This is a genomic window from Blautia segnis (genome assembly GCF_014287535.1).
GTDB lineage: Bacteria > Bacillota > Clostridia > Lachnospirales > Lachnospiraceae > Blautia_A > Blautia_A acetigignens.
In genome coordinates this window covers 91,401-116,575 of record NZ_JACOOT010000017.1, presented here as the reverse complement: position 1 = coordinate 116,575, position 25,175 = coordinate 91,401, and the positions used below count along the sequence as shown (strand labels likewise).

Here is a 25,175-nt window from a genome sequence, read left to right as displayed (position 1 = left end):
TGCTGTCTGCTGGAGTATAAAGAAATTCCTTTTTCTTTTATGTACTTCTCGTATTCCTTGGCTATGTACATCAGATCACGCAGCGGGATATTAGGATTGTACGTAGATTGATGCTCCCACAGAAATAAATCTAGATCCAGGATAAATGCCAGGTCATTCTTCATACTCATATATATGGCATTCTCCAATGTTACAATCTCCAGCTTGTCACAATCGCTGTAATTTTTCCCGTTCAACGCATTGTACAACGACAGCAAATTTTTCTTATCTGAAAAAAGCATTCGAAAAATGGTATCCTTGTACTTCTTGTTTGCAGCCGGAAGGATGCTTTGCTCCTCCTGTACTCCACTGCCAGCTTGTAGTTCCATCATAATAGGTACTCCTTTCCCAGGAGACCTGAACACGCTTATTCCGAAATCTCCTGCTCTTAAATGTTTTTGAATTAAAAGCATAGATTTCTGAAATGTGTTTAGATAATACAAGATAGTGCCAACGCACTTTGATAATTGAAAGAAATATGCTTTGTGTTTATCTTAGCACAGTCTGGGCTTTTTGGAAATAAAAAATATATTAAAAATATATAAAATAAATTTTATAATTCAATATTTCTCTTTTTACCTTCTTTCAAAAAAGCATACAAAAAAAATGCCTAAATAAAAAAAGCCCCGCAAGGCTATATGTTTCAAATGATAAAAACATATCGCACCTGGCGGAGCTTGTTTGGGTTGTGTTAGAGCGTGCCCCCAAAAGGCTTTCTGCAAGATGTGCGTCACAATTTGTGGGAGATTTTGTCCGGATGAGGGTGCCGTAGCGGGCTACGGCAACTGAATTCGGGCAAAATATACCGCAAAGTGGGGCGTGCAGATTGCGGGAATGATTTTTCAAACAGACTCTAGTTCAGTCTGTAGACGTCTGCGCTTTGCAGTCCGAATGCAAGAGCTTCGGAGTGGCTGCCGCAGTAGATGTCAACGTGGCCGTAAGGGGTTCCAAGATCCTCTACGGTGTATACAGTTCCGTTGATCAGAAGCTGGGTTCCGAATGGTACGCCTGCCATGGCAACGGTTCTGCCTGCTGTAGGAACGGTTCCGCTGGCGGTAAGGTTTCCGGCGGTTCCGCAGCACTGTGCACAGTTGCAGTATGCGGTCAGAGTAAAGTTGCCAAGATAGGTTCCCTGAGAGGAAGAGCTGCTTCCGCTCTCGGATATACTTTCGGAATTATCTGTACTATCGGAAGACGCTGTGTAAGAGTCGTCAGAGGAATCCTCATAATCGCTGTAGGAATCATCGGATTCTGTGTAGTCACTGTCGGATTCACTGTAATCGCTATAGCCGTTATCTGCCTCACTGTAATCTTCCTCAGAAGACTCAGACTGACTGTTATCCTCTGCACTATCGTAATTTTCCTCAGAAGCACTTTCTGCCTGTACAGCAGCCGCTGCTGCCGCTTCCTCTGCCGCACGCTCCGCCTCAGCAGCCTGCATCAGACTGTAGATGCTGCTGTCTGCACTGCTGATCTGTGCGTTCAGAGCACTAATTTCGTCCTGGCTGGCACTGATCTGATAAATGTAGGACTGGATATTGTCGTTTGTATTAGCAGTGAGTACCAGAACCTCCTGCTGCTTGGCGGATTTCTCCGCAAGAAGGTCATTAATGGACTGTGCTTCCTCCTCAGCCTGCTCTTCCTGTGCCTTAATGTCAGCCTGAAGCTTCTTATATTTGTCCAGCATATCACGGTCATACTGGGAAATCTGTGCAATATTCTCGGCACGGTTCAAAAACTGCGCCAGATCCTGAGAGGATAAAAGCAGCTCCAGCATAGATGCACTGCCATTCTCATACATGTAAACAATACGCTTCTTCATATCCTCGTACTGCTTGTCGGATGTGGCCTTGGCCTCTTCAAGCTGTGCCTGAAGAGTTTTCAGCTCGTCCTCTTTCTCTGCTGCCTGGATTCCAAGCTCGGACACGCTGTTGGTAAGCTCTGTATACTGCGCATTCAGCTCTGCCAGATAGCTCTCAAGCTCCTGCTTCTTGCTCTCCAGGGATGCCATATTGGCCTGCTCCTGTGCCAGATCTGCCTGTGCGGCTTCCTTCTGGGCCTGTACGTCTGCAAGCTGCTCTTCTGTGGAAGATGCATATACAAAAGCGGGTGCGGATACGCTCATAATTCCTGTCAACAGTAACGCAAAAACTTTCTTAAATCTCATATATGTAAACACCTCATTATCTTTTTTCTAGGTTTAGTATAACACACTTTGTAATTATTGCAACACTTTATTTAAATTTCGTAACAATTGTGTAATATTTAAGAATTTTCCAAAATGTCATAAGTGCATTTACAGCATAAAAAAATCCCCGCATCTCCTGGATTTCTCCCAGAAATGCGGGGTGTAAAAACCTCTTGTATTATACCGCTGCTTCCTCAGCAGCAGCTTCCTGATACTTCTCGAGAATGATCGTCTGAATCTTGTCACGAGTGGAAGAATTGATGGGATGTGCAATATCCCGGTATTCTCCATCGGTTGCTTTGCGGCTTGGCATTGCGATGAAAAGTCCCTTCTCGCCCTCAATCACCTTGATGTCATGTACTACAAATTCTTCATCAATGGTGATGGAAACTACGGCTTTCATCTTTCCCTCCTTCGCAACCTTTCTCACCCGTACATCTGTAATGTTCATTTTTGCTGCCCCTTTCCTCTCAACCGCTTCTGCTGCGGTTGAAGTCTTTTTTATTATAAGGTATATCTTTCGTTTTTCTCTACGACGATCTTCACTTCTCCTTCGCCGCTGTAATAAGAGTTGGCACGGATGGTATCCCTGCTCTCTACGATACAATTCTCGATATGTGTATTATCCCCCAGATACACATCGTTCAGGATTACGGAATTCTTAATTACACAGTTGTTTCCAACAAATACATCCTTAAACAGAACGGAATTCTCAACCACTCCGTTTACAATACAGCCGCTGGAGATCAGACTGTTCTTCACCACTGCGCCAGGGTTGTATTTGGCTGGCGGAAGGTCATCGATCTTGGTCTTGATTCCAGGCTCCTGCTTGAAGAAATAGTTGCGGATCTCCGGCTTCAGGAAATCCATGTTGGTCTTATAATAGGATTCCACAGTGGAAATATTGCTCCAGTAGCTGTCGATCTTGTAGCCATAGATTCGCTTCAGATTCTTGTAGCGAATGAGAATATCTTTTACAAAATCATTGCGACCTTCCTGGGCAGCTTTCTCGATAAGCTCGATCAGCTGTCTTCTTCGGATCACATAGATACCTGTGGAAATGGTGTTGTACGGGGAAACCATAGGCTTCTCCTCGAACTCCTCAATCCTGCAGTCCTCATTCATGCGAAGAACACCGAAACGCTCTACCTCGGACGGATCCGGGCATGTGGTGCACACAACGGTAATGTCAGCGCGTTTCGCAATGTGATATTCCAGAACCTTGTTGTAGTCCATCTTGTAAACGCAGTCACCGGAAGCGATTACAACGTAAGGTTCATGGCTGTTTTTCAAAAAGCTTAAGTTCTGATAAATAGCATCTGCGGTTCCCTGATACCAGAAACCGTTTTCTTTGGTGATAGTAGGTGTAAATACGAAAAGACCGCCTTGCTTTCTTCCGAAATCCCACCACTTGGAGGAGCTTAAATGCTCATTCAGGGAACGGGCATTGTACTGGGTCAGTACTGCAACCTTCTGGATGCGGGAGTTTGCCATATTGCTAAGGGCAAAATCTATACTTCTGTAGCTTCCGGCAATCGGCATTGCTGCAATTGCCCTCTTATCTGATAATTCTCTCATGCGGTTGTTATTACCGCCAGCTAAAATAATACCAATCGCTCTCATGCTTTGTCACCGTCCTTTGCTGCAATTACCTGTCCGCTTTCCAGAATGCCCTCCGGATAATCCTCCGCTTTGGTCACGCCGGAAACCGCCGTGTTCTTTCCAATCTTAACATTGTCCGGAATCACGGAGCCTTCTCCTATGGTCGCAATGCCAAATGCATATACAGCAGGCTTCAGCACATTTGGTGCTTCCTCGCCGCAGCCAAGAACCACGTTATTGCCGATGGTTACATCCTCTGCTACAATAGCCTTGTCCATGTCTACATTCTCGCCGATGGTTGTATTTCGCATAATAATGGAATTCTTAATTACGCTTCCTTTACCGATTACAACGTTCGGCCCGATTACAGAATTATGTATCTCGCCATAAATTTCAGAGCCCTCGCCGATCAGACATCTGTCCAGAACAGCCTCCTCGGAAATATACTGCGGCTGGATAATATCGCCTTTGGTGTAGATTTTCCAGAATTCCTCATAAAGATTGAACTCCGGAATAATATCGATAAGCTCCATATTTGCTTCCCAGTAGGAGCCAAGAGTTCCTACGTCTTTCCAGTAGCCGTTGTACTCATAAGCAAAAAGACGCTGTCCCTTTTCCTTACAGTATGGAAGAATGTGTTTACCAAAATCACAGCTTTGCTGATCCTTCAATGCATAAAGAGCTTCTTTAAGAACCGACCAGCTGAAAATATAAATACCCATGGAAGCAAGATTGCTGCTTGGATGCTCCGGTTTCTCTTCAAATTCCGTTACGCGGAAGGTCTCATCTGTTACCATGATACCAAAACGGCTGGCTTCCTCAATAGGTACCGGCATACAGGCGATGGTCACATCTGCCTTGTTCGCCTTATGGAAGTCGAGCATAACCTCGTAATCCATCTTATATATATGATCTCCGGAAAGGATAAGCACATAATCAGGATTGTACTGCTCCATATACGCCATATTCTGGAAAATGGCATTGGCTGTTCCTGTGTACCACTCGCTGTTTGTGCTCTTCTCGTAAGGTGGAAGTACGGTTACGCCGCCTTCATTTCTGTCCAGGTCCCACGGAACACCGATACCGATATGGGTATTCAGTCTCAGAGGCTGATACTGTGTCAGAACTCCTACTGTATCAATTCCTGAATTAATACAGTTACTTAATGGAAAATCAATGATACGGTATTTTCCTCCAAAAGCTACTGCTGGTTTGGCCACTTTTTCTGTCAGTACCCCAAGTCTGCTGCCTTGGCCGCCGGCTAAGAGCATGGCAATCATTTCTTTTTTAATCATGCTATCACCTCTTGTTGTAGTTATGATTTATCATTATACCATACTTCTCCTGTTTAGTGAACATTTATTACAATTTTTTTGGTCTCATTTTACTTTTTTTATCGTTATTGTACATGTTTTTTCGACAGCATTCGAATTTGGCTTATTGCTTTTGGATATTTTGTACAGGAAGAAAGAAATACTTTTCATTTTTCATGGTTCGGGGTATAATAAATGAAAATAAAAACGCAGTTTTCTCATTATGGGAAGCTGTCACATTCATTTTATGAGGAGATTAATATGTATCAGATAGACTTTCATAAACCGCTTCATATTCACTTTATCGGTATTGGCGGAATCAGCATGAGCGGACTTGCTGAGATCCTTCTGGGTGAGGAGTTCAAGGTATCCGGTTCTGATGCCAAGGAGAGCCCCCTTACGGATTCTCTTACGAAGAAGGGTGCACGTATTTTTTACGGACAGCGCGCTTCCAATATTACAGACGATGTAGAGCTTGTGGTTTACACTGCAGCCATCCATCCTGACAACCCGGAATACGCCTGCGCAGTGGAAAAAGGCATTCCTATGCTTACCCGAGCCCAGCTTCTTGGACAGATCATGCGTAACTACGACACACCGATCGCTGTTTCCGGAACTCATGGCAAAACTACCACTACCTCTATGATTTCCCAGATTCTTCTGGAGGCAGACGCAGATCCTACCATCAGCGTTGGCGGAATTCTTCCGTCCATCGGGGGAAATATCCGAGTAGGACAGTCTGAGACCTTTGTCACAGAGGCTTGCGAGTATACCAACAGCTTTTTAAGCTTTTTCCCGAAGATCAGCATTATCCTGAACATTGACGCAGACCATCTGGACTTTTTCAAGGATATTGACGACATCCGTCATTCCTTCCGCAAATTTGCCCAGCTGCTGCCATCTGACGGAGCCCTGATCATCAATGCGGACACACCTCGCTATGAGGAAATTATCGAAGGACTTCCCTGCAAGGTCATTACATACGGCCTGGAGCACGACGCACAGTATCAGGCTGCTGATATCACCTATGACAAATACGGTCACGCTTCCTTCACCGTTATGAAGGATGGTAAGAAAGCCGGAAGCTTCTATCTGAAGGTTCCGGGCAGCCACAATGTTTCCAATGCACTGGCTGCGATTGCACTGGCACAGCTTCTTCAGATCCCGGACGAGGTTACCGTGAAGGGACTTGGAAGCTTCACAGGTACAGACCGCCGTTTCCAGTACAAGGGTGAAGTGGCAGGCGTTACCATTGTGGATGATTATGCACATCATCCCACAGAGATCCAGGCAACCTTAAACGCAGCACACAATTATCCCCACAAGAAGCTGTGGTGCGTTTTTCAGCCGCACACTTATACTCGTACCAAGGCACTTCTTCCAGAGTTTGCCAAGGCACTTACCCTGGCTGACCATGTAGTTCTGGCTGACATTTATGCGGCAAGAGAAACCGATACTCTTGGAATTTCTTCCGAGGATCTTCAGGCGAAGATTAAAGAGCTGGGTACTCCATGCGAATACTTCCCTACCTTTGACGAGATCGAGACTTATCTTCTGAACAACTGCGCTCCTGGAGATCTGCTGATCACAATGGGTGCCGGAGATGTTGTGAAAATCGGGGAGCAGCTGCTTGGCAAATAAGATTTGTACGGTATTTCGCCGGTTCCAGCAATAAAATATAAAAATGTTATCCACATCAAAAGAAGCTTGTATTTGCAAGCTTCTTTTTAGTTATCCACATTATCCACATGCTTATGCACATTTTCACATTGTGCTGCATGTGGATTCTTTTGTGCATAATCCACTTAACATAATATTACGACAGAGTTCGACACGAATTGCTATTTTTCTTTATTTTTCAAGAGGTTACAGGTTTCCCATAAACATTATGCGCAACTTGATTTCCACATTATCCACATTATCCACACTGTAATCCACACACATTCCGGCGGAAAAATATTCTATTCTCTTTTAAAAAAGGTTGTGCTATAATGCAGACAACAACCGCAAGGAGAATATCACATGATCACGTTACATAGTACAGAGGCAAATGATGTCACTGTTTTATCCAATGTTTTTATCGACCGTTTTATGCCAAGAGCAGGCGGCGAATTTGTAAAAGTATATATTTATCTGCTGCGCATGCTTGGCAGCCCCCAGGAAGCCTTCGGGCTTTCCCAGATGGCAGATTCTCTGCTTTGTACAGAGGGTGATATTCTCCGTGCACTGAAATACTGGGAGAATGAGAAACTGGTTTCTCTTATATATGAAGGAAATGCGCTGACGGGGATTACACTTCTGACACCGCGGAACAAGGCAGATGAAATTTCTGTAAATGCAGAGCAGGATTTCCCTGTCCAGGAAAATCCTCTGTCAAATTTAGAGAATGCGGCTGCTGTCTCATCACAGGACACTGCATTCCCGGTCCCTGACAGAACTGGATCTTCTTCCTCTTCACCCGCTCCTTCCAAGCCCCTTTCCGAGAGCAGGCATCTTACCCCGGACCGGGTGAAGGAGCTGAAGCAGAACGAAGATATTGTCCAGCTGCTTTACATTGCGGAGCAGTATCTGGGCAAGACCCTTACCCCTACGGAGACCCGCAAGATCCTGTTTTTCTATGATGAGCTGCATATGTCTGTGGATCTTATTGATTATCTGATCGAGTACTGTGTGGGACGGGATCACCGCAGCATCCGTTATATTGAGACCGTAGCCATGGCATGGAAGGAGGAGGGAATCACAACCGTAGAAATGGCCAAGGATTCCACCTCCCGCTACAGCAAAGAATATTTCACCGTTCTCAAAGCCATGGGAATTACCAACCGCAATCCTGCCGACACAGAGATTGCCCTGATCAACACCTGGACCAAAGAGTACGGCTTTACCATGGACCTGATCCAGGAGGCCTGTTCCCGCACGGTTCTTCAGACCGGACAGCCCAGCTTCCCATATGCAGACAAGATCCTGCAAAGCTGGAGTAAGAAGAAGATCCGTACCCTGGAGGATGTACGCCTTCAGGATGCCCAGCACCAGAAGCGCAAGCTGGAAAAGGCAGCCAAGACACCAGCTCCGCTGCCAAAGGCCACCAACCGCTTCAATAATTTCCACCAGCGGGATTACGATTTCGCAGAATACGAGAAGAAGCTCCTGAATAACAGCACCAACTAGAAGGAGAAATTTACATGCCTTTACAGAATTACCAGTACGATACCATTATGCGTGAATATAATCGAAGACAGGCCCAGAACCGCCGCATTCAGGAGGAACACCAGGCAGAGGCCTACGAGAAGATTCCCCGCCTTCGGGAGATTGACGAGGAGGTTGCCACCTTAAGCGCAAGGAAGGTCCGTGCCCTGATCAACCGCCAGGAGAGCGGCATCGATGATCTGCGCAATGATATCGCCCTTCTTTCCCAGGAGAGGACTGCTCTTTTGCTTTCTTCTGGCTATCCGGCGGATTATCTGGAGATGCCCTGCACCTGTCCCATCTGCCAGGATACGGGATATGTAGGCAGCCAGAAATGCTCCTGTTTCAAAAAAGCAGAGATCGAACTTCTGTATACCCAGTCAAATTTGAAAGAAATTCTTGAAAAAGAGAACTTTGACCACTTTTCATTTGCCTTTTATTCTGATACAATAACAAATGATTCAACGGGGCTCACAGAACGCGAGACCGCCCGCCGTGCTTACAATCTTGCGAAGGACTTTGTTGCTGGCTTTGACAATACCTTTGAGAATCTGTTTTTCTACGGCGATACCGGTGTGGGCAAGACCTTTCTTTCCCACTGTATTGCGCATGAGCTTCTGGAGAGTGCACACTGCGTGCTGTATTTTTCCGCATTTGATCTTTTTGATTTTCTTGCGGGCTCTGCATTTTCCAGGAAGAATGATACTCCCGATGATGAACTGATTTTTGACTGTGACCTGCTGATCATTGATGACCTTGGAACGGAGCTGACCAACAGCTTTGTATCCTCACAGCTTTTCCTGTGCATCAATGAGCGGATCATGCGCAAAAAATCCACGATTATTTCCACAAACCTGAAACTGGAAGATTTCTCAGCTACGTATTCTGAGAGAACCTTTTCCCGCATTGCCAGCAATTACCGCATGACCAAACTTGTGGGAAAGGACATCCGCATTCAGAAAATTTTTTTAGGAGGAAAGTAAAGAATGGCACAAGAAGAATTGACTACACTTCCCGTCGGAAGGCTGGGATTAGTTCCTTTGGAAAGCTGCAAGAGTTTAGGACAGAAGGTGGACGAATGGCTTGTACAGTGGCGTAAGGAACGTGAGCATTCAGAAACAGATTCTTTCGCCTTTGAAGGATACAAAAGAGATTCCTATGTGGTAAAGGTTCAGAACCCAAGATTTGGCTCCGGCGAGGGCAAATGCGTTGTTACCGAGTCTGTGCGAGGCGACGATATTTATGTTCTTGTAGATGTATGCAATTACAATATCTCTTACCCCATCGGCAAATACACCAACCTGATGTCTCCTGACGATCATTATCAGGATCTGAAGCGTGTAATTGCAGCAATCGGAGGCAAGGCCCGCCGTGTAAACGTAATCATGCCTTATCTCTATGAGGGACGCCAGAGCAAGCGTATCGGAAGAGAGTCACTTGACTGTGCTACTTCCCTCCATGAACTTATCAATATGGGTGTTGAGAACATCATCACCTTCGATGCACATGACCCGCAGATCCAGAACGCTACACCGCTTCACGGATTTGAGACTGTGCATCCGTCTTACCAGTTTATCAAAGCTCTTCTGAAGAACGAGCAGGGACTTCACATTGACAATGAGCACTTTATGATCATCAGCCCGGATGAGGGAAGCATGAACCGTGCTATTTATCTTGCCAATATCCTTGGAGTCGATATGGGTATGTACTACAAGCGCCTTGACTATTCCAAGAATGTAGACGGCAGACATCCTATCGCCGCTTATGAATTCCTTGGACCAAATGTAGCAGGCAAGGATCTGATTCTCATCGACGATATGATTTCTTCTGGCGAGACTATTCTGAAGATTGCTTCTCTTCTGAAAGAAAGAGGTGCAGGCAAAATTTATCTGTGCTCCACATTTGGACTGTTTACCGACAGCCTTAAGAAATTTGACGAGGCACATGAGGCAGGGGTATTTGACAAACTTCTTACCACTAACCTGGTTTACCAGCCGGAGGAGCTGCTTGCGAAGCCGTATTATATCTCCTGCGATATGAGCAAATATATTGCGCTGATCATTGATACCCTGAATCATGATATGTCTGTCAGCCATCTGCTGAACCCGGTTGACCGAATTAAGCGCTGCGTAAAAAATTATATGGCTCAGTATGAGAAATAAGCTGTTATGTCAGGAGCAACGGGGATTTGGTTTCTGATATCGTAAGAGATAATTAGATTTGAAATCGTTTAAGGCTGAAGTTTTATCAGATAGTGATAAAGCCTCAGCCTTATTTTTCGTGACGGAAACGGGAAAGGCTTTGTTTCCTGTCACATTTTCGTATATTCAATGTGCTCTAGAAGTTCTGTGATTTTAGCATTGTCGGTTCTTATAAATATCTGTCCTGGCTGTTTTTTCAGCCATTTAAGAGCGGACAGTATTTGTTCTTCCGGGCAGCCGCTCCAGAGATCATCCAGCATTACAGGCAGTGTGGTCTTCGCAGCAAGCAGCTCTCCTGCTGCCATACGGATGGCGAAGTAAACCAGCTTCATATCAGCCAGGCTGAATTTCTCCAGTTCTGCCTGACCCTGTTCCGTATCGAGCATAATGTGCTGCTGGTTGTCGCGGAAAACTTCTATGAATTTACCATCCGTCAGCTCTCTTAAGATTCTGGAAGCACGTATGCGGATCTTCCTGCCGCTCTCCCTGTAAATATCCCCGGACAGCGTCCCGATGGTCTCCATTGCAAGATTCAGCGCCTGGATCTCAAGATCCTCAGACCTTGGCAGTGCCGTCTCCGTTTCGTATTCCTGGTAATCCTTCTGAATATTGGTAAAAGCAGTCAGCATCTCATTATAATTTTCATCAAGATCCTCCTGACTGAATTTCAGCTTGTCCTGATGAACCTGCATGCGGGCTTTTTTCTTCTTTTGCTTTGCAAGTTCGCTGCGCAGCCTTCTCCTCACGGAAAAAGAGTAGATGATGGCAATCACAGCAGCAGCCACGCAAACATCCATTCCAACTCTGGACATTTCATCTCCCATCTGGAAGTGTCCCACAAGACCTACAATTCCAACCACAGCTGCGATTACAGCAACTGCAATCATCTCCAGATTTTTCTTTTCCGTTGTACGGATCTGCTCGCCCAGAAGAGTCTCCTCTTCCCTGCTGGCAGAAGAATAGATTTCTGTCTGCTGCTGTGCAACCTGACCTTTCCTGTCCCGGAGCTCATCTAACTGGGATTCCAGTTCTTCCAGTCTGGCGGACATTTTATCCTGCTGGCGCTGTACGTCCTTCTGCCAGCGCTCCTTCTGGCTTAAATAGCCCTTTCTCCACATCTTCAGCATCTGGTCCGCTCTGCCAAGCTGCATGCTGCTGTCCCAGGATTTCTCCAGAGCGCCCAGATAATTGTGAAGCTCTCTTGCAAAATCCGCGGCGGAAGTGCCCTTCAGGGCTTTTACATCTGCTGCATTCTCATATAATTTCTCACTGAGCTTTCCAAAAATCAAGTGGGCAGGAGTGTCTGAGCCTAGTTCCAGAACATTCTCGTTCTCCTGGCAGAAAAGCTGGCAGACGTAGGTCTCTTTTCCAAAATCACGAGTCAGGCGGTAATTTTTCCCATGGTCCTCAAACCAGAGAATTCCACCGTATTCCTGGCCTTGTTCTGGCTGATACCGGGTATAAAGATCGTTTTCACAGCCTTTTCCATACGGGTCTGAAAATCCGAAAAACATGATTTTGATAAAATCAAAAAGGATTTCTCGTTCTTCTTCAGCACAGATCAGGTTCAATCCAGGAGCAAATTCCATTGTACGGTTATAAATGGCACCAAAATTATTGATTGTTATGCGATTTAAGATCATTTATGTGTTCCTCTGTTCATACGCTTGTTTCCAGCAAAGCCTGAAGGCCGTAATACATGGCCTTCTCTTCCACTGTGTTCCTGTTTTTCCCCTGGAAATAGCTGATGTAGTCACCGATCAGGGTACCTGCATACTGCCGCTGCAAAGCTTCCAGATCATAGGCAGGAACCGTCTCATCCAGAACCTCCGTGATATTTCCAAAAGCTTTCAGACGCTCGGGGATCAGAAGAAGCTCGGGCTTTCTTTTTCCCTGAAGGATCACGCGGTAGATATTCAGACCGCCTCTTTTAAAGAGCTCTTCTTTCAGGTTATCCTCAAGGGAAAGCTGTGTGCTTTCGGTATTCACATTCAAAAGAAGCTGCTGGTAGGTCCGCATGGAAAATGGAACAAAGCTGGTCTTTATTCTGCCATTCTCAGCCCGGCCTTCTATATATCCATGCTCTCCGAAATCATTTGGCTTAAGAGGTTCCGGGGCACCGCTGTAAAGGGCTCTATCCCGTATGAGAACCCTAGGCGCATGCGTGTGTCCCAGGGCAGCATAGTCAAAGCCTGCGGCAGCAAGCTTCGCTGCATCAAGGGGACAGTGCTGACGGTCTCCGCCGTGGGCCAGAAGGATATGGATTCCTTCCTTATTTTCCGGACGGATGCCAGCATACAGATCCTCTGTGATTACGGGATGCTCGTAGCTCATGCCATATACATACACATCCAGCTTCTCATCCTTCACACAGGCAACCTTCTCTTCTGCAAAAAACACAACATTGGAAGCCCAGGAAAAGGTTCTGTAAAAAGAGTCTATTTTCATGTAATCCTGATCCCCAGCCATAAGATAAACCCTGGTTTTCGGGATGGATGCAAACAGTTCATTGACTTCCTTCAGTTCGCTTAAAAGGGGCTGGCGGTGAAACAGATCTCCGGCTATAAATAACAAATCCACCGGATTCTCACGGATACCCGTAATAACCCGGCGGAATGTTTCCCAGATTTCATTCTCCCGCTTCTCGCTCCACGGGCAGCCTCTGTCAGGGACTGCCCCAAGATTTACGTCTGCAAGATGAATAAATCTCATTCTTCTACCTCATTTTATAAATCGCAGTTGTTAACTGTTCTCGGGAACGGGATTACGTCGCGGATGTTGCCCATTCCTGTCAGATACATAACGCAACGCTCAAAGCCAAGGCCGTATCCGGAATGGCGTGTGGAACCATATTTACGAAGATCAAGATAGAAATCATAATCCTCTTCTTTCAGTCCAAGCTCATCCATACGTGCTTTCAGTTTGCCGTAGTCGTCCTCTCTCTGGCTTCCTCCGATGATCTCACCGATTCCAGGAACAAGGCAGTCCATGGCAGCTACTGTCTTTCCATCCTCGTTCATCTTCATGTAGAATGCTTTGATTTCCTTCGGATAGTCTGTAACGAAAATCGGTTTCTTAAAGATCTGCTCGGTCAGATAGCGCTCATGCTCTGTCTGCAGGTCACATCCCCAGGATACCTTGTAGTCAAACTTATCGTTGTTTTTCTCAAGAAGCTTGATTGCCTCTGTGTAGGTAACACGTCCGAACTCAGAGTTGGCAACATGGTTCAGACGGTCCAGAAGTCCCTTGTCTACGAAGGAATTGAAGAAGTTCATCTCTTCCGGAGCATTCTCAAGTACATAGCGGATCACATATTTCAGCATGGACTCTGCAAGGTTCATGTTATCCTCGAGGTCAGCGAATGCACACTCTGGCTCGATCATCCAGAACTCAGCTGCATGACGTGTGGTGTTGGAGTTCTCTGCACGGAATGTAGGTCCGAATGTGTATACATTGCGGAATGCCTGTGCAAAGGTCTCGCAGTTCAGCTGACCGCTTACTGTCAGGTTGGTCTCCTTGCCGAAGAAGTCCTTGGAATAATCGATGTTTCCCTTCTCATCGGTAGGGATGTTATTCAGATCCATAGTCGTAACCTGGAACATCTCTCCAGCACCCTCACAGTCGCTTCCTGTGATAAGCGGTGTGTGTACATAGACAAATCCTCTCTCCTGGAAGAACTTATGGATTGCATATGCACAAAGGGAACGTACACGGAACACAGCCTGGAAGGTATTTGTTCTGGAACGAAGGTGTGTGATCGTTCTTAAGTATTCAAGGCTGTGACGTTTCTTCTGAAGAGGATAATCCGGTGCGGAAGCGCCCTCTACTGAAATTTCTGTGGCCTGGATCTCGAATGGCTGCTTCGCCTGAGGTGTAGCTACCAGAGTTCCTTTTACAATAATTGCTGCGCCTACATTCAGTTTGGAAATCTCAGCAAAATTATCCATTGTATCGTGGTAAACGACCTGAAGGGTCTCAAAATATGTTCCATCATGGAGAACAACAAATCCAAAAGTCTTGGAATCACGAACGCTTCGTACCCAGCCGCCTACAGTAATCTCCTGGTCCAGGTATTTCTCCCGTTCTCTGTAAATCTCTTTTACTGTTGTAAGTTTCATAATCTGCTCCTCTTTCTCCTCATTTTTCCAAACACTCGTTTCTCTATAGTATAGACTATTCCTCTTCTTCGCGCAAGGTTATTTTCACAAAAAGAAGACCGCAGATTTCTGCCGGAACTGCTGTTTCCCGGCAGGATCATCCTGGTCTTCTTTGGTTCATTGCTTCGTGTTCTCTTGAATTCGTATTCTCTTGTTAGTGCTCGCTTAGATAGTCAAGACAATACTTGAATATCCGCTTATAGGTCTTGGTGGTGTAGTGGAGACCATCATCTACGGTAACATCCGCGCCGCCAGCACCGCGATTGGTGCCAAATCCTGTATTAAGCAGGTAGGAATAGGTATCAATGTAGGTATAGGTTCCATTCAGTCCCGCACTCACAACTGTGTTGAACTTACGCACAACCTCCTCTGTTCTCAGCTTGTTAAAGCCACGTACCTGGATTACCTTGCTGTTAACCGGATTCACTGACATGAAGAACAGCTTGCAGTTCTTTTTCTGCAGTTCTCCGGCAATCTGCTTAAGATACGTTACATAATTATACATCTGCCCCGGATCGTTTACACCCAGATTGAAGATGACTGCTGTCGGTCTCTGTACGGAATAGTAGGCCTGTGCCTTAGAAAGAATACTGTTCATTCCAGTCTCTTTCAGCCAGCTAAGTCCCTGCCCTTCCTGGCACACGAAATCGATATCCCGCAGAACATTGGAATCTGTGCCGAACTGTCTCTGCAGGGTCAGCTGCATGCGCACGGTTCTGGAATCACCCACGAATATGATATGATTATATCCTCTGCTGGTGCTTCCGTTTCCCATTCTCCATCCGCTGCTTGCAAGCAGATCAGAAGAACTTAGCTCTTCTTCTGCTGACCGGTTAAATACTACTGCGTATAATTTCACGTTTCCATTTACAGTAATGGATTCTCCCGCTTCATAACGCGGGGCAACACACTTGCCAGGCTGATAATCCCAGCCCATAAATGTATATCCGGAAGCGTTGCTTACGGAAGGAAGCTTATAAGAAGTTCCGGATCTGACGCTTATGGTCTTATAAACGGCTCCATTGTTCTTGCAAAGCGTTACTGTAGCATTCTTTTTATAAACAGCATAAAGCCTCTGCGATTTCTTGATCCGTATCTTCTTGCCGACTGCATAATTTGCACGGGAAGCATTCTTGCTGGTGCTCCATCCCAGAACCTCATATCCGCTCTTAGCCGGAACGGACGGCAGTGTCAGGTAATCATTCTTGGTAACCGTCGTCTTCAGCTTGGCAAAAGCTGTACTGGAGGAACCATTGCTGTTATAAAATGCAACTGTATAAGTTCCTACTTTTTTGCGGACTGCATACAGACTTAAATTCTTCTTCAAAGTGATCGTCTGACCAGCTTTGTAGGTGATCTTCGTCGCATTCTTTCTGGTAGACCATCCAAGATTCCGATACCCCTTGACAGATGGAACGGACGGCAACTTAATTCTCTTTCCCGCTGTGGTCTTGATCCGAAGCTGATTGTAAACAGGCCTGCCGTTTGTATTCCAGAATCTGGCTACTACATTGGTGGTTGCAGCCTGTACATTATAGGTACCTCCACCGGATCTGCCGCTTCCTGTCAGGCTTCCGTACCATACCAGCGCTGCCAGCAGCAGAACCCAGAAAATCCTTTGCTTTCTTTTATGCTTATCTCTCATAGACACTCCTCTGCTCCATAAATCTGTTTCCGTCACAATGTACACAAAGTGAATCGTTGCTTTTCTATTTCCTGTTGGCTTTAGTATAACGGAAATTCCTTTTTCTTTCAACCAAAATCCAACATGTTTTGTAGTTTTGTTACATTTTTGTTACTTATATGTTGCAAACGAGCTGTTTCCCATCAAGATTTACAGTGCCTGAACAAATCTCATGAAGGCTTCTCTGCCCTCTTCCGTGCATTTGTATACACCTGCATCTTCCAAGACATGTACAAATACATTTCCCACTTCTTTGTGCAGAACTTCTTCAATGTTATCTTTGTCCAGATGATCGTATTTTGGAAGGAAGCCTTTTACCCAGTCCGCATGCTTCTCAATCTTCTCATTGGAGGAAATATCCTTACCTTCCAGAATGTACTCTGCAAGCAGCTCCAGTTCCTCTTTCAGTCTTGCAGGAAGAACCGCAAGTCCCATAACCTCGATCAGACCGATGTTCTCCTTCTTAATATGATGATACTCTGCATGAGGATGATATACGCCCAGCGGATTCTCCTCTGTAGTGATGTTGTTTCTTAATGTAAGATCCAGCTCGAACATGTCACCTCTTTTACGTGCGATCGGAGTGATGGTGTTGTGCGGTTCTCCGTCTGTTTCTGCATAAATAAATGCAGCCTCATCGGTGTAGCCTCTCCATACCTCCAGCACATGAGTGGCAAGATCCACCAGTCTCTTCTCATCCTTGTGGCGGATACGAAGAACGGAAAGCGGCCATTTTACAATTCCAGCTTCCACATCCTCATAGCCCGGAATCGTTACCGACTTCTCGATTTCTGCTTTTGCCATAGCAAAGGTATAATGTCCGCCCTGGAAATGATCGTGGCTTAAAATGGAGCCTCCAACAATCGGAAGATCCGCATTGGAGCCAAGGAAGTAATGAGGAAACAGCTTCACGAAATCAAATAGCTTGATAAATGTGTTTCTCTCAATCTTCATCGGAGTATGCCTGCAGTTAAATACAATACAGTGCTCATTGTAATATACATATGGAGAATACTGCATTCCCCACGAGCTGTCATTGATGGTGAGCGGAATGATTCTGTGATTCTCTCTTGCCGGATGGTTGGCGCGTCCTGCATATCCCTCATTCTCCGGGCAAAGAAGGCATTTCGGATAGCTGCTGGATTTAATCAGCTTGGCTGCTGCAATGGCTTTTGGATCCTTCTCCGGCTTAGAAAGGTTGATGGTGATATCCATGGTTCCATAAGGAGAATCTACGGTCCACTTCTGATCCTTCTTTACACGATAGCGGCGGATGTAGTCACTGTCCTGGCTTAATTTATAGAAATAATCAGTCGCTTCTTCCGGGGATTCCTTATATTTTTCCCAGAAAGTGTTCTGAACCTGAGCAGGACGAGGCATAAGACAGTTCATCAGCCTAGTATCAAACAAGTCTCTGTAAACTACGCTGTCCTGAATCAGGCCGCGTTCTACAGCTTCGTCAAGAAGTTCCTTCAGAACCTCTTCCAGATTAATATTGGAGTATTCCTCTTCCGGTTCTGTGTACTCGTCTTCCTTAAAAACATCAAGCAGAAGATTTGTTGTGTAATTTTTCTCGCAGGCAGGAGTCAGTCCTGTCTCAATTCCGTACTGTACCAGTTTTTTGATGTTTTCGCTTAACATTTTTCTGTCCTTTCCTGTTGCTTTATTTTTTATGTCAGGGGGCAAAATGAATTTGCCCCAGCTGCTTCATTGCTCCAGCTCATCAGAAATCCGGATTTTCTATATAACTGATAAAAATATTGCCTGCTGCCTCAAATAATGCAGTGCTGTCATTCATACCATAAGGATATGTCTCTCCCTTCACAGGATCGTAAAGATAGGTGTTGTATTCATCATATCCGACGATCACCACACTGGTATTATCACCGGTTTTGGCAATGACAGGTCTTTGGGCACTGATCTCATAGAGTACGCTGTCCAGGGTACATCCGGAAAGATCAATTACAGTTCCCCCATCTCCAAGGCTTTCCTGTAAAACAGCCACATCCAGGGATGCGCTCTTCATTGCTTCCGGTATGTCATCAAGATTCAGCGTCAGCTTTGTCTTCTTGTTTCCGCGCTCCCATACATACTGCTGGGCGCGGTTCAGTACTACTCCAGTCTGTTCATCTGCCCTTAAAACTGCCTGGGCAGGATCTGTGTATGTGCTGTCCAGACCGCCTTTCGCATATACATAATATACGTTGTCATCCGGCACCTGAGTGTCCAGGGCAATATATTCATCCTTCACACTCTTCATCTTTGAATAGATTACTAATGGTTCCTGGATTTCCGGTGCTTCATCCAGGGACAGTCTGATCTGTGTTCCTGCTCTGGTGCTGCTTACCAGTTCTACAGATACTGTGTTGGCAGATGCCTTTGTATTGTTCAGGATATTATCTTTATCTACTGCCTGATAGCCGCTGCCTGTCTTCTGGGAAAGCTGAAACTCCATTATGGTGCTTCCCATTGTCACATTGGTTATATAAAGTCCTTCCTGATGATATTCCTTTTTTAGGGTTCCGTCAAATGCTTCTATGCGGATTGTATGAATTCCTGTGGTTTCATGGCCATTGCTGTCTGTCACAATATCGCCATCCACCACAATTCCATAAACCATATCCTCATTCATGAATCCGGAAAGCACAAGTGACTGTCCGTCTGACGGCGCAAGGGTTCTGGTTTCCAGGGTTTCAAAATCAATTTCCTTTATGTTTCCGGCACTCTCTCCCTTCTGGATCACCCAGGCTGCATGAGCATTTGTCTCTGAAACCGCGAACTCATCTGTATGAATTCCCTCATCCAGCACCTCGCTGGTTCCCTCTGAAATATTGACTCTGTACAGCTTCTGTGCAAACAAAAGAAACAGAGAATTATCTGTGCTTACGTAAGACAATGTTCCAAGGTCTTCCTTAAGGAACTCATAAGATTCTGTTGATGGAATGAAGACTTTCTCTTCCACCACATTCTGGTCATTGCTGTAGTGGTATACACAGACACCGCAGTATCCTTCCCGGACACCCCGGTTCATATATCCATACAGCACAAAATCCACATCTCCGTTGTCTTCCACACGAATGATCTTAATATCGTGCTTGTATCTTGCATCTCTGAAATCTCCATCATTCTCCTTACGGAAGCTGAAAATTCTGGAAAACTTACCATCTGTCGGAGAATAGGACCACAAATCACCCTCCTGAACAAATGCCAGAACTCCGGCAGTTTCATTCATCATATATTCCACATTCTTATCTCTTACCCCAAGGAGAAGTCCCTTGTCCGAAATATAAATGGAATTCTCGTTGAATACCTGGGATGCACTTCGCTTGAAATCCAGAAGCATAATTCTGGTTTCTGTGTAGCGCATTCTGTAAAACTCTGTTACATCATAAATTTCCTGATTTCCATTATCATCCAGAGCGGCAATCTGATATTCCAGGGAAACACTGGCAGTTGTCTCATTGATATCCTTCACAACCGGGATTCCGCTTCTGTATATCTGCGGGCTTAAATTTCCCCAGCTGATCTGGGCAAATGTGGAATTGATGTCCACATCTGTATAATTGACTGTAGTTCTGGAATTGTCCGGTTCCAGATAACTGGTCAGATCCTCTGCCGCCGCTTTATCCATGCATTTCTCATAAAAGCTTGTGACAAACTTAATATACTGGGATGCATTCACATTGGATCTGGAAACAACGCGGGTATAGTAGTAAGCCGTTCCTTTATTTGTTTCCAGCGAGATCTGCAGGGAATACTCCTGGTTCATCAGAAGGTCACTGCTGATCTTTATAGTCGTGGCCAGATAGCTGTCCAGCTTGTCCAGACTTTTGACCTTGCGGTTTTCCAGTACCTTGCTGCCGTCGGAAGTACGGATCTCATAGGAAAGACTTGTAACCTTCGTATCATAGGGATTCACCACCAGGGACAATTCCTTCGAAGTATCCAGCGGGGTTACACTGTCTCTGGTAAAATCCGACTGCATGGGCTGCGCATAACCGTACATCCTGTTTCCATAGTTTCCGTCAAAATTAACCATTACTTCCGGGAAAACCGGATCATTCATATCAGAGCGGTCATCCGTGGTCTCGCTGTTCAGCAGAAGTGAGCTTCCTGCCACGCCAAGAACAAAAATAAACAGGAGAATCACTGCTCTGCGTAAAAATTTTATCATTTTTTCTCCCCTTAATTTTCTGAATGTACCTCCCCCTCCGGGTACAGAAGTTTTTCCAGTGTCGGCCTGATATGCAAAGCATTCATAAGCTCTGCTGCATCATCCATTTTTCTTTTATTACCAGTTTTTACTGCACGGATCAGAAGATTCTTAGGCGTATGCTCCATGTCGATAAACTCCAGGATCTGAGTCTCATACCCCATACTTTCCAGCAGATTGGCACGAATTCCATCTGTGAGTAAAGCAGACATTCTTTCCTTGAGAATCCCATACTTCAGAATCGGTTCCAGCGTGTCATTCTTAATCTGGCGGTTCACCTCATGCTGACAGCATGGAACAGAAAGGATTACTTTGGCGCCCCACTCTACAGCTTTGGCAAGTGCGTAATCCGTGGCAGTATCGCAGGCATGAAGAGTCACTACCATATCTACAGAAGATACACCCTCATAATCTGCAATATCTCCCTGATAAAAATGCAGCTTCTCATAGCCGTATTTAACAGCCAGCCCATTACATTTCTCAATGACATCTGTTTTCAGATCCAAGCCGATAATATTTACATCATAGCCTTTAAGTTCTCTTAAATAATAATACATGGCAAAAGTAAGGTAGGACTTTCCGCAGCCAAAATCCAATATCGTAACTTCCTTCTGCTGATCCAGCTTTGGAAGAATGTCCTGGATAAATTCCAGAAAGCGGTTGATCTGCCGGAATTTATCATATTTCTGCGTGATGATCCGTCCCTCTTTATTCATAACTCCAAGGTCCACAAGGAATGGAACTGGAGTATTTTCTTTGAGAATATACTGCTTCACACGGTTGTGTGCCAGTATCTGTTTCTTTTCACCAGTCTGGGCAGGCTTGTCTTTCCCAGAAGTACTCTGGTTCTGTGCATTACCGGGATGACGTCTGGTCTTAATGGTTACTTTTCCCTTCTTGCTCACCAGAACAGTACCGTCCAGCGTCATCCCACTGGACTGAAGCTGTGAAAAGTGATGCTGCAGTCCCTCTTTCAGATACTGTATCAGTTCCTCACGGTGATAATTCCTGTGAAGTACTTTCGTTCCAACAGTCTCAGAAACCTGGTAAATCACCTGTCCTTTGATTTCTACAGGACGTATCTTCGCTTTGGAAGGCCCTTCTCCTTTGCTTCCGCTTAATACGGCCTGGCATAACTGCTCATTGATCTGTTCGTCTAAATATTCGTCTATTGTTTTCATCTTTTTAATATTATAAAGCTTCCACTATATCTATTGTAAAATTCTGTTATCATATTTTGCTTCGGTCAGGGCTTCCTTCTTTTAATACCAGCCCCGGCATCTGCGTCTCCGGCACCGTCTGCGTGATATTTCGTGAAATAAAAGCACCTGAACAAGATCCTCCAGAAGACCGTCTGACATAGCTTCCATACCTGCCTGCGGGCTGACATCATCCATGATCTTCCTGCCAAGATGATACAGCATGTAGCGGTCCGGATGTTCATCGTACAGCCTGCTGCCCTCGTAATCCAGAAGATCACATTCTTCTTCCACTTTCTCCTGAATCCTTCTGGCAGTCTCCGGATAATAAGATTTCATCAGGGAAAACTCTTCTTCCTGTTCTTTCTCCCCTCTGTAAAGCATGGGATTGGCATAGCTCGCGTAAAATGGATAAAAATCTTTATATATCATATCAGCATTCTGATTCCTTTTCCATTTCACTTCCAGTATATGCAGCATTCCCGGCAGGCGTTAATTATGCAAGTCTTGCAAGCATATTCAAAGTCAGCTTCACACTGTGCTCGATTGCTTTTTTCTCAAATTCACTGTAATCCATCTGCGCACTTCCGTCTGCCTTGTCAGAAATAGCGCGGATCACAAGGAATGGAATCTCATTGAGATAAGCAGCCTGTCCAATGGCAGCGCCTTCCATCTCGGTTGCGTATGCGGCAAACTCAGATACAATACCGTCCTTCACGCCCTGGTCGCAGACAAACTGATCACCGGATGCAATTCTGCCCTCAAATACCTGGATATCGGGGTTCACCTCGCGGCATACCTCTGCTGCTAACTGGCGAAGCTTCTCATCTGCTGCAAAATAAAATACCGGCATCTGTGGAATCTGGCCTTTGCGATATCCGAATCCGGTAGCATCCATGTCGTGCTGCACAACATCTGTAGAGAGAACAATGTCCCCAATATTGATGTCCTTATTCAGGCTTCCTGCGATTCCTGTGTTGATGATTGCTTCTACTGAAAATACGTCAGCAAGAATCTGCGCGCAGATTCCAGCATTTACCTTGCCAATTCCGGAACGCACTACAACGGCTTTTCTTCCAGCCAGAGTTCCCTCATAAAAATCCATGGAAGCTTTCTTGATAATTCTCACATCTTCCATTTTTTCTTTTAAAATGGCAACTTCTTCTTCCATTGCCCCGATAATACCTATGCTTTTCATTTTGTATTCTCCTGTTGTAAATATAATTTAACATTTATTGCCGCTGTCACAAAGTAACCAGCAGCCTTTTACCTCTTGATTCTTCTTTATTATAACAAAACTTCCCCTTATATCCAACTTAAATTTAGAATGGAAACTTATATTATGTTCTGCTATAATAATAGCTGGATCAGAAACTGATCCGATCCTGTTATTTTATAAAAAACAATTGGAGGAAAAATCAATGGAATATAAGACAAAAGGTGTTTGCTCTATGGCAATCCAGTATGATCTTGATGATGAACAGAAGGTTCACAATGTGAAATTTATCGGTGGCTGCTCTGGAAACACTCAGGGTGTAGCAAAGCTTGTAGAAGGCATGCCGGCTAAGGAAGTTATCGCACGTCTGGAGGGAATCCAGTGCGGCCGCAGACCAACTTCATGTCCAGACCAGCTTGCAACAGCTTTAAAAGAGGCACTTTCTTAATTTAAGTTTTGTATTTTTTGCCCCGGGATTTCCCCGGGGCATTTTTACATTTCATAGATTCGCTGTCTGCATCGGCAGACTCAATTGGCAAATAAAAATCAGATATCCGTTCTGTCCCACTTGTCGCACAGGGATTGAACTTCTCTGGAAAATTTCTCCAGGTCTTTATTAGGGCATCCTTCGTTCTTACGGATAACAGACAACAGACGGTGTCCAAGGGCAAGAAGCTTATTGTATGCCCTTGCAGCTTTAGAAGCCTTCTGAACTGCGGAAGGCTTCTGGATGCGAATTCCCTGCGCCTCGTACAGAAATTCCCCTGTGGCCAGGTCAAATTCCGTTCCGCTAAACGGTGCGTAGGCATCGTATCCCATTTCATCCCGCAGTCTTGCGGAAAATACTTCTGTTACACTGTCTTCTCCATGGGTAACAAAGACTTTCTGTGGTTTTTCTTCGAATGCCTTGATCCAGTCAATTAAACCATTTACATCAGCATGACCGCTGATTCCAGGCATCCGGCAGATCTTCGCCGCCACATGAACCGGCTCACCGAACAGCTTGATCTCCGTTGCCCCTTCGATCAGTGCACGTCCTGCTGTTCCCTCTGCCTGATATCCTACAAACAGAATGGTGCTGTCTTCCCTCCACAGATTGTGTTTCAAATGATGCTTAATTCTGCCCGCATCACACATTCCGCTGGCGGATATAATTACCTTGCAGTCCTCATCAAAGTTGATTGCCCTGGAATCTTCACTGGTAACAGAAATTTTCAGTCCCGGAAAGCTGATGGGATTGATTCCTTTATTGATCAGTTCCATGGCTTCTTCATCGAAGCAGTCATACTTATGCATTCCAAAAATATTGGTTGCCTCATTCGCAAGGGGACTGTCAACAAATACCTTAAAGTTTCCATGACCGTGAACCATGTTCTCTGCTTTGATCTGTCGGATGAAATACAGCATTTCCTGGGTTCTTCCCACTGCGAAGGACGGAATCACAACATTTCCGCCTCTGTCAAAAGTCTCCTGGATAATGTCGGCAAGAAGCCTTACATAATCAGGCCGCTCTCCGTGGCTTCTGTCCCCATATGTGGACTCCATCACCACATAATCCGCTTTTTTGAAATAAACCGGATCTTTTATCAAAGGCTGATCTTTATTTCCAATGTCTCCGGAAAATACAATGGTCTTTTCCACTCCATCTTCCTGAATATTCACTTCGATGCTGCTGGAACCAAGAAGATGACCTGCGTCAATAAATTTTACCCGCAGTCCCTCTCCAAGAATGATTCCCTTGTCATAAGGACAGCCTACAAAGTTTCGGATCACGCCCATGGCGTCTTCCATGGTATAAGCCGGAACAAACTCCGGTTTCCCCTGGCGCTTCGCCTTACGGTTGCGCCATTCAGCCTCAAACATCTGGATATGGGCACTGTCACGGAGCATAATGTCGCAAAGATTGCAGGTTGCTTCAGTGGCATAGATTGGTCCCTTAAATCCTTTTGCGTAAATTGCAGGAAGATTGCCGGAATGGTCCATATGCGCATGCGTCAGAAGAACAAAATCCAAATCTCCCGGCGGCACAGGAATATCCTTATTCTCGTAGTAATTAGGCCCCTGTTCCATTCCGCAGTCTACCAGAAACTTTTTTCCGGCTGCTTCCAGATAATAGCAGCTTCCGGTAACCTCATGTGTTGCTCCAATAAAAGTGATCTTCATGCAGATTCCCCCTT

At 45.3% G+C, this 25,175-nt stretch carries 19 protein-coding genes and 2 pseudogenes; 5 read left to right on the top strand and 16 right to left on the bottom strand.

The features are described from left to right. The 6 genes and pseudogenes from H8S54_RS07980 to H8S54_RS07960 form a co-directional block, all read right to left on the bottom strand. A pseudogene (locus H8S54_RS07980) lies at positions 1–371 on the bottom strand (hypothetical protein); the annotation flags it as partial. Positions 372–624: 253 nt separating this feature from the next. Beyond that, positions 625–825: pseudogene (locus H8S54_RS18925) on the bottom strand (DUF6783 domain-containing protein); the annotation flags it as partial. Between the two features lie 67 nt (positions 826–892). Next, the gene (locus H8S54_RS07975) at positions 893–2,206 is read right to left on the bottom strand and encodes a PcsB-like coiled-coil domain-containing protein (protein ID WP_117854570.1); all 1,314 of its coding nucleotides are present in this window, start codon (positions 2,204–2,206) and stop codon (positions 893–895) included. Positions 2,207–2,405: 199 nt separating this feature from the next. Beyond that, positions 2,406–2,678, bottom strand: coding sequence for a septation regulator SpoVG (spoVG, locus tag H8S54_RS07970; RefSeq protein WP_021925982.1), 273 nt, complete (start codon positions 2,676–2,678; stop codon positions 2,406–2,408). Between the two features lie 53 nt (positions 2,679–2,731). Beyond that, positions 2,732–3,850, bottom strand: coding sequence for a glucose-1-phosphate adenylyltransferase subunit GlgD (glgD, locus tag H8S54_RS07965; RefSeq protein WP_021925981.1), 1,119 nt, complete (start codon positions 3,848–3,850; stop codon positions 2,732–2,734). Continuing rightward, positions 3,847–5,124, bottom strand: a complete 1,278-nt coding sequence (locus H8S54_RS07960; protein WP_186901229.1) for a glucose-1-phosphate adenylyltransferase — start codon at positions 5,122–5,124, stop codon at positions 3,847–3,849. Before H8S54_RS07960 ends, glgD begins: the two co-directional genes overlap by 4 nt. Positions 5,125–5,403: 279 nt before the next feature. On the opposite strand from H8S54_RS07960, the gene murC reads away from it, so the two are divergent. The 4 genes from murC to H8S54_RS07940 all read left to right on the top strand — a co-directional run bounded on the left by murC (position 5,404) and on the right by H8S54_RS07940 (position 10,490). Continuing rightward, entirely contained in the window at positions 5,404–6,783 is a 1,380-nt protein-coding gene (murC, locus tag H8S54_RS07955) for a UDP-N-acetylmuramate--L-alanine ligase (RefSeq protein ID WP_117854575.1), read from the top strand. Between the two features lie 381 nt (positions 6,784–7,164). Further along, positions 7,165–8,310: a DnaD domain protein gene (locus H8S54_RS07950; RefSeq protein ID WP_021925978.1), complete on the top strand. Its 1,146-nt coding sequence runs from the start codon at positions 7,165–7,167 to the stop codon at positions 8,308–8,310. A 14-nt stretch (positions 8,311–8,324) separates the two neighbouring features. Next, on the top strand, positions 8,325–9,311 hold the full coding sequence (locus H8S54_RS07945; RefSeq protein ID WP_021925977.1) for an ATP-binding protein: 987 nt from the start codon (positions 8,325–8,327) through the stop codon (positions 9,309–9,311). 3 nt (positions 9,312–9,314) lie between these two features. Then, entirely contained in the window at positions 9,315–10,490 is a 1,176-nt protein-coding gene (locus tag H8S54_RS07940; protein ID WP_021925976.1) for a ribose-phosphate pyrophosphokinase, read from the top strand. Between the two features lie 149 nt (positions 10,491–10,639). Here H8S54_RS07940 and H8S54_RS07935 read toward each other — a convergent pair whose 3' ends face one another. The 9 genes from H8S54_RS07935 to H8S54_RS07895 all read right to left on the bottom strand — a co-directional run bounded on the left by H8S54_RS07935 (position 10,640) and on the right by H8S54_RS07895 (position 22,980). After that, positions 10,640–12,172, bottom strand: a complete 1,533-nt coding sequence (locus tag H8S54_RS07935; protein WP_186901228.1) for an AAA family ATPase — start codon at positions 12,170–12,172, stop codon at positions 10,640–10,642. A gap of 16 nt (positions 12,173–12,188) precedes the next feature. Next, positions 12,189–13,241 (bottom strand): metallophosphoesterase family protein, encoded by a 1,053-nt coding sequence (locus H8S54_RS07930; RefSeq protein WP_173766525.1) that lies wholly within the window; start codon positions 13,239–13,241, stop codon positions 12,189–12,191. A gap of 14 nt (positions 13,242–13,255) precedes the next feature. After that, entirely contained in the window at positions 13,256–14,647 is a 1,392-nt protein-coding gene (asnS, locus tag H8S54_RS07925; RefSeq protein WP_021925973.1) for an asparagine--tRNA ligase, read from the bottom strand. A gap of 193 nt (positions 14,648–14,840) precedes the next feature. After that, entirely contained in the window at positions 14,841–16,331 is a 1,491-nt protein-coding gene (locus H8S54_RS07920; RefSeq protein WP_186901227.1) for an InlB B-repeat-containing protein, read from the bottom strand. 189 nt (positions 16,332–16,520) lie between these two features. Further along, positions 16,521–18,011 carry a UDP-glucose--hexose-1-phosphate uridylyltransferase gene (gene galT / locus H8S54_RS07915; RefSeq protein ID WP_186901226.1) on the bottom strand — a complete coding sequence of 497 codons (1,491 nt, stop codon included), beginning with the start codon at positions 18,009–18,011 and terminating at the stop codon, positions 16,521–16,523. 82 nt (positions 18,012–18,093) lie between these two features. After that, complete coding sequence (locus H8S54_RS07910) at positions 18,094–20,544, bottom strand: hypothetical protein (RefSeq protein WP_186901225.1); 2,451 nt, start codon at positions 20,542–20,544, stop codon at positions 18,094–18,096. An 11-nt stretch (positions 20,545–20,555) separates the two neighbouring features. Continuing rightward, a complete protein-coding gene (locus H8S54_RS07905; RefSeq protein WP_021925969.1) occupies positions 20,556–21,764 on the bottom strand; it encodes a class I SAM-dependent methyltransferase in 1,209 nt (402 codons plus the stop codon). Between the two features lie 81 nt (positions 21,765–21,845). Next, complete coding sequence (locus H8S54_RS07900; protein ID WP_021925968.1) at positions 21,846–22,214, bottom strand: hypothetical protein; 369 nt, start codon at positions 22,212–22,214, stop codon at positions 21,846–21,848. A gap of 64 nt (positions 22,215–22,278) precedes the next feature. Then, positions 22,279–22,980, bottom strand: a complete 702-nt coding sequence (locus H8S54_RS07895; RefSeq protein WP_021925967.1) for a 5'-methylthioadenosine/adenosylhomocysteine nucleosidase — start codon at positions 22,978–22,980, stop codon at positions 22,279–22,281. 223 nt (positions 22,981–23,203) lie between these two features. On the opposite strand from H8S54_RS07895, the gene H8S54_RS07890 reads away from it, so the two are divergent. Beyond that, positions 23,204–23,446 carry a TIGR03905 family TSCPD domain-containing protein gene (locus tag H8S54_RS07890; protein WP_021925966.1) on the top strand — a complete coding sequence of 81 codons (243 nt, stop codon included), beginning with the start codon at positions 23,204–23,206 and terminating at the stop codon, positions 23,444–23,446. A 98-nt stretch (positions 23,447–23,544) separates the two neighbouring features. On the opposite strand, the gene H8S54_RS07885 is transcribed toward H8S54_RS07890, so the two are convergent. Further along, complete coding sequence (locus H8S54_RS07885) at positions 23,545–25,161, bottom strand: MBL fold metallo-hydrolase RNA specificity domain-containing protein (RefSeq protein WP_186901224.1); 1,617 nt, start codon at positions 25,159–25,161, stop codon at positions 23,545–23,547. Positions 25,162–25,175: the final 14 nt, after the last annotated feature.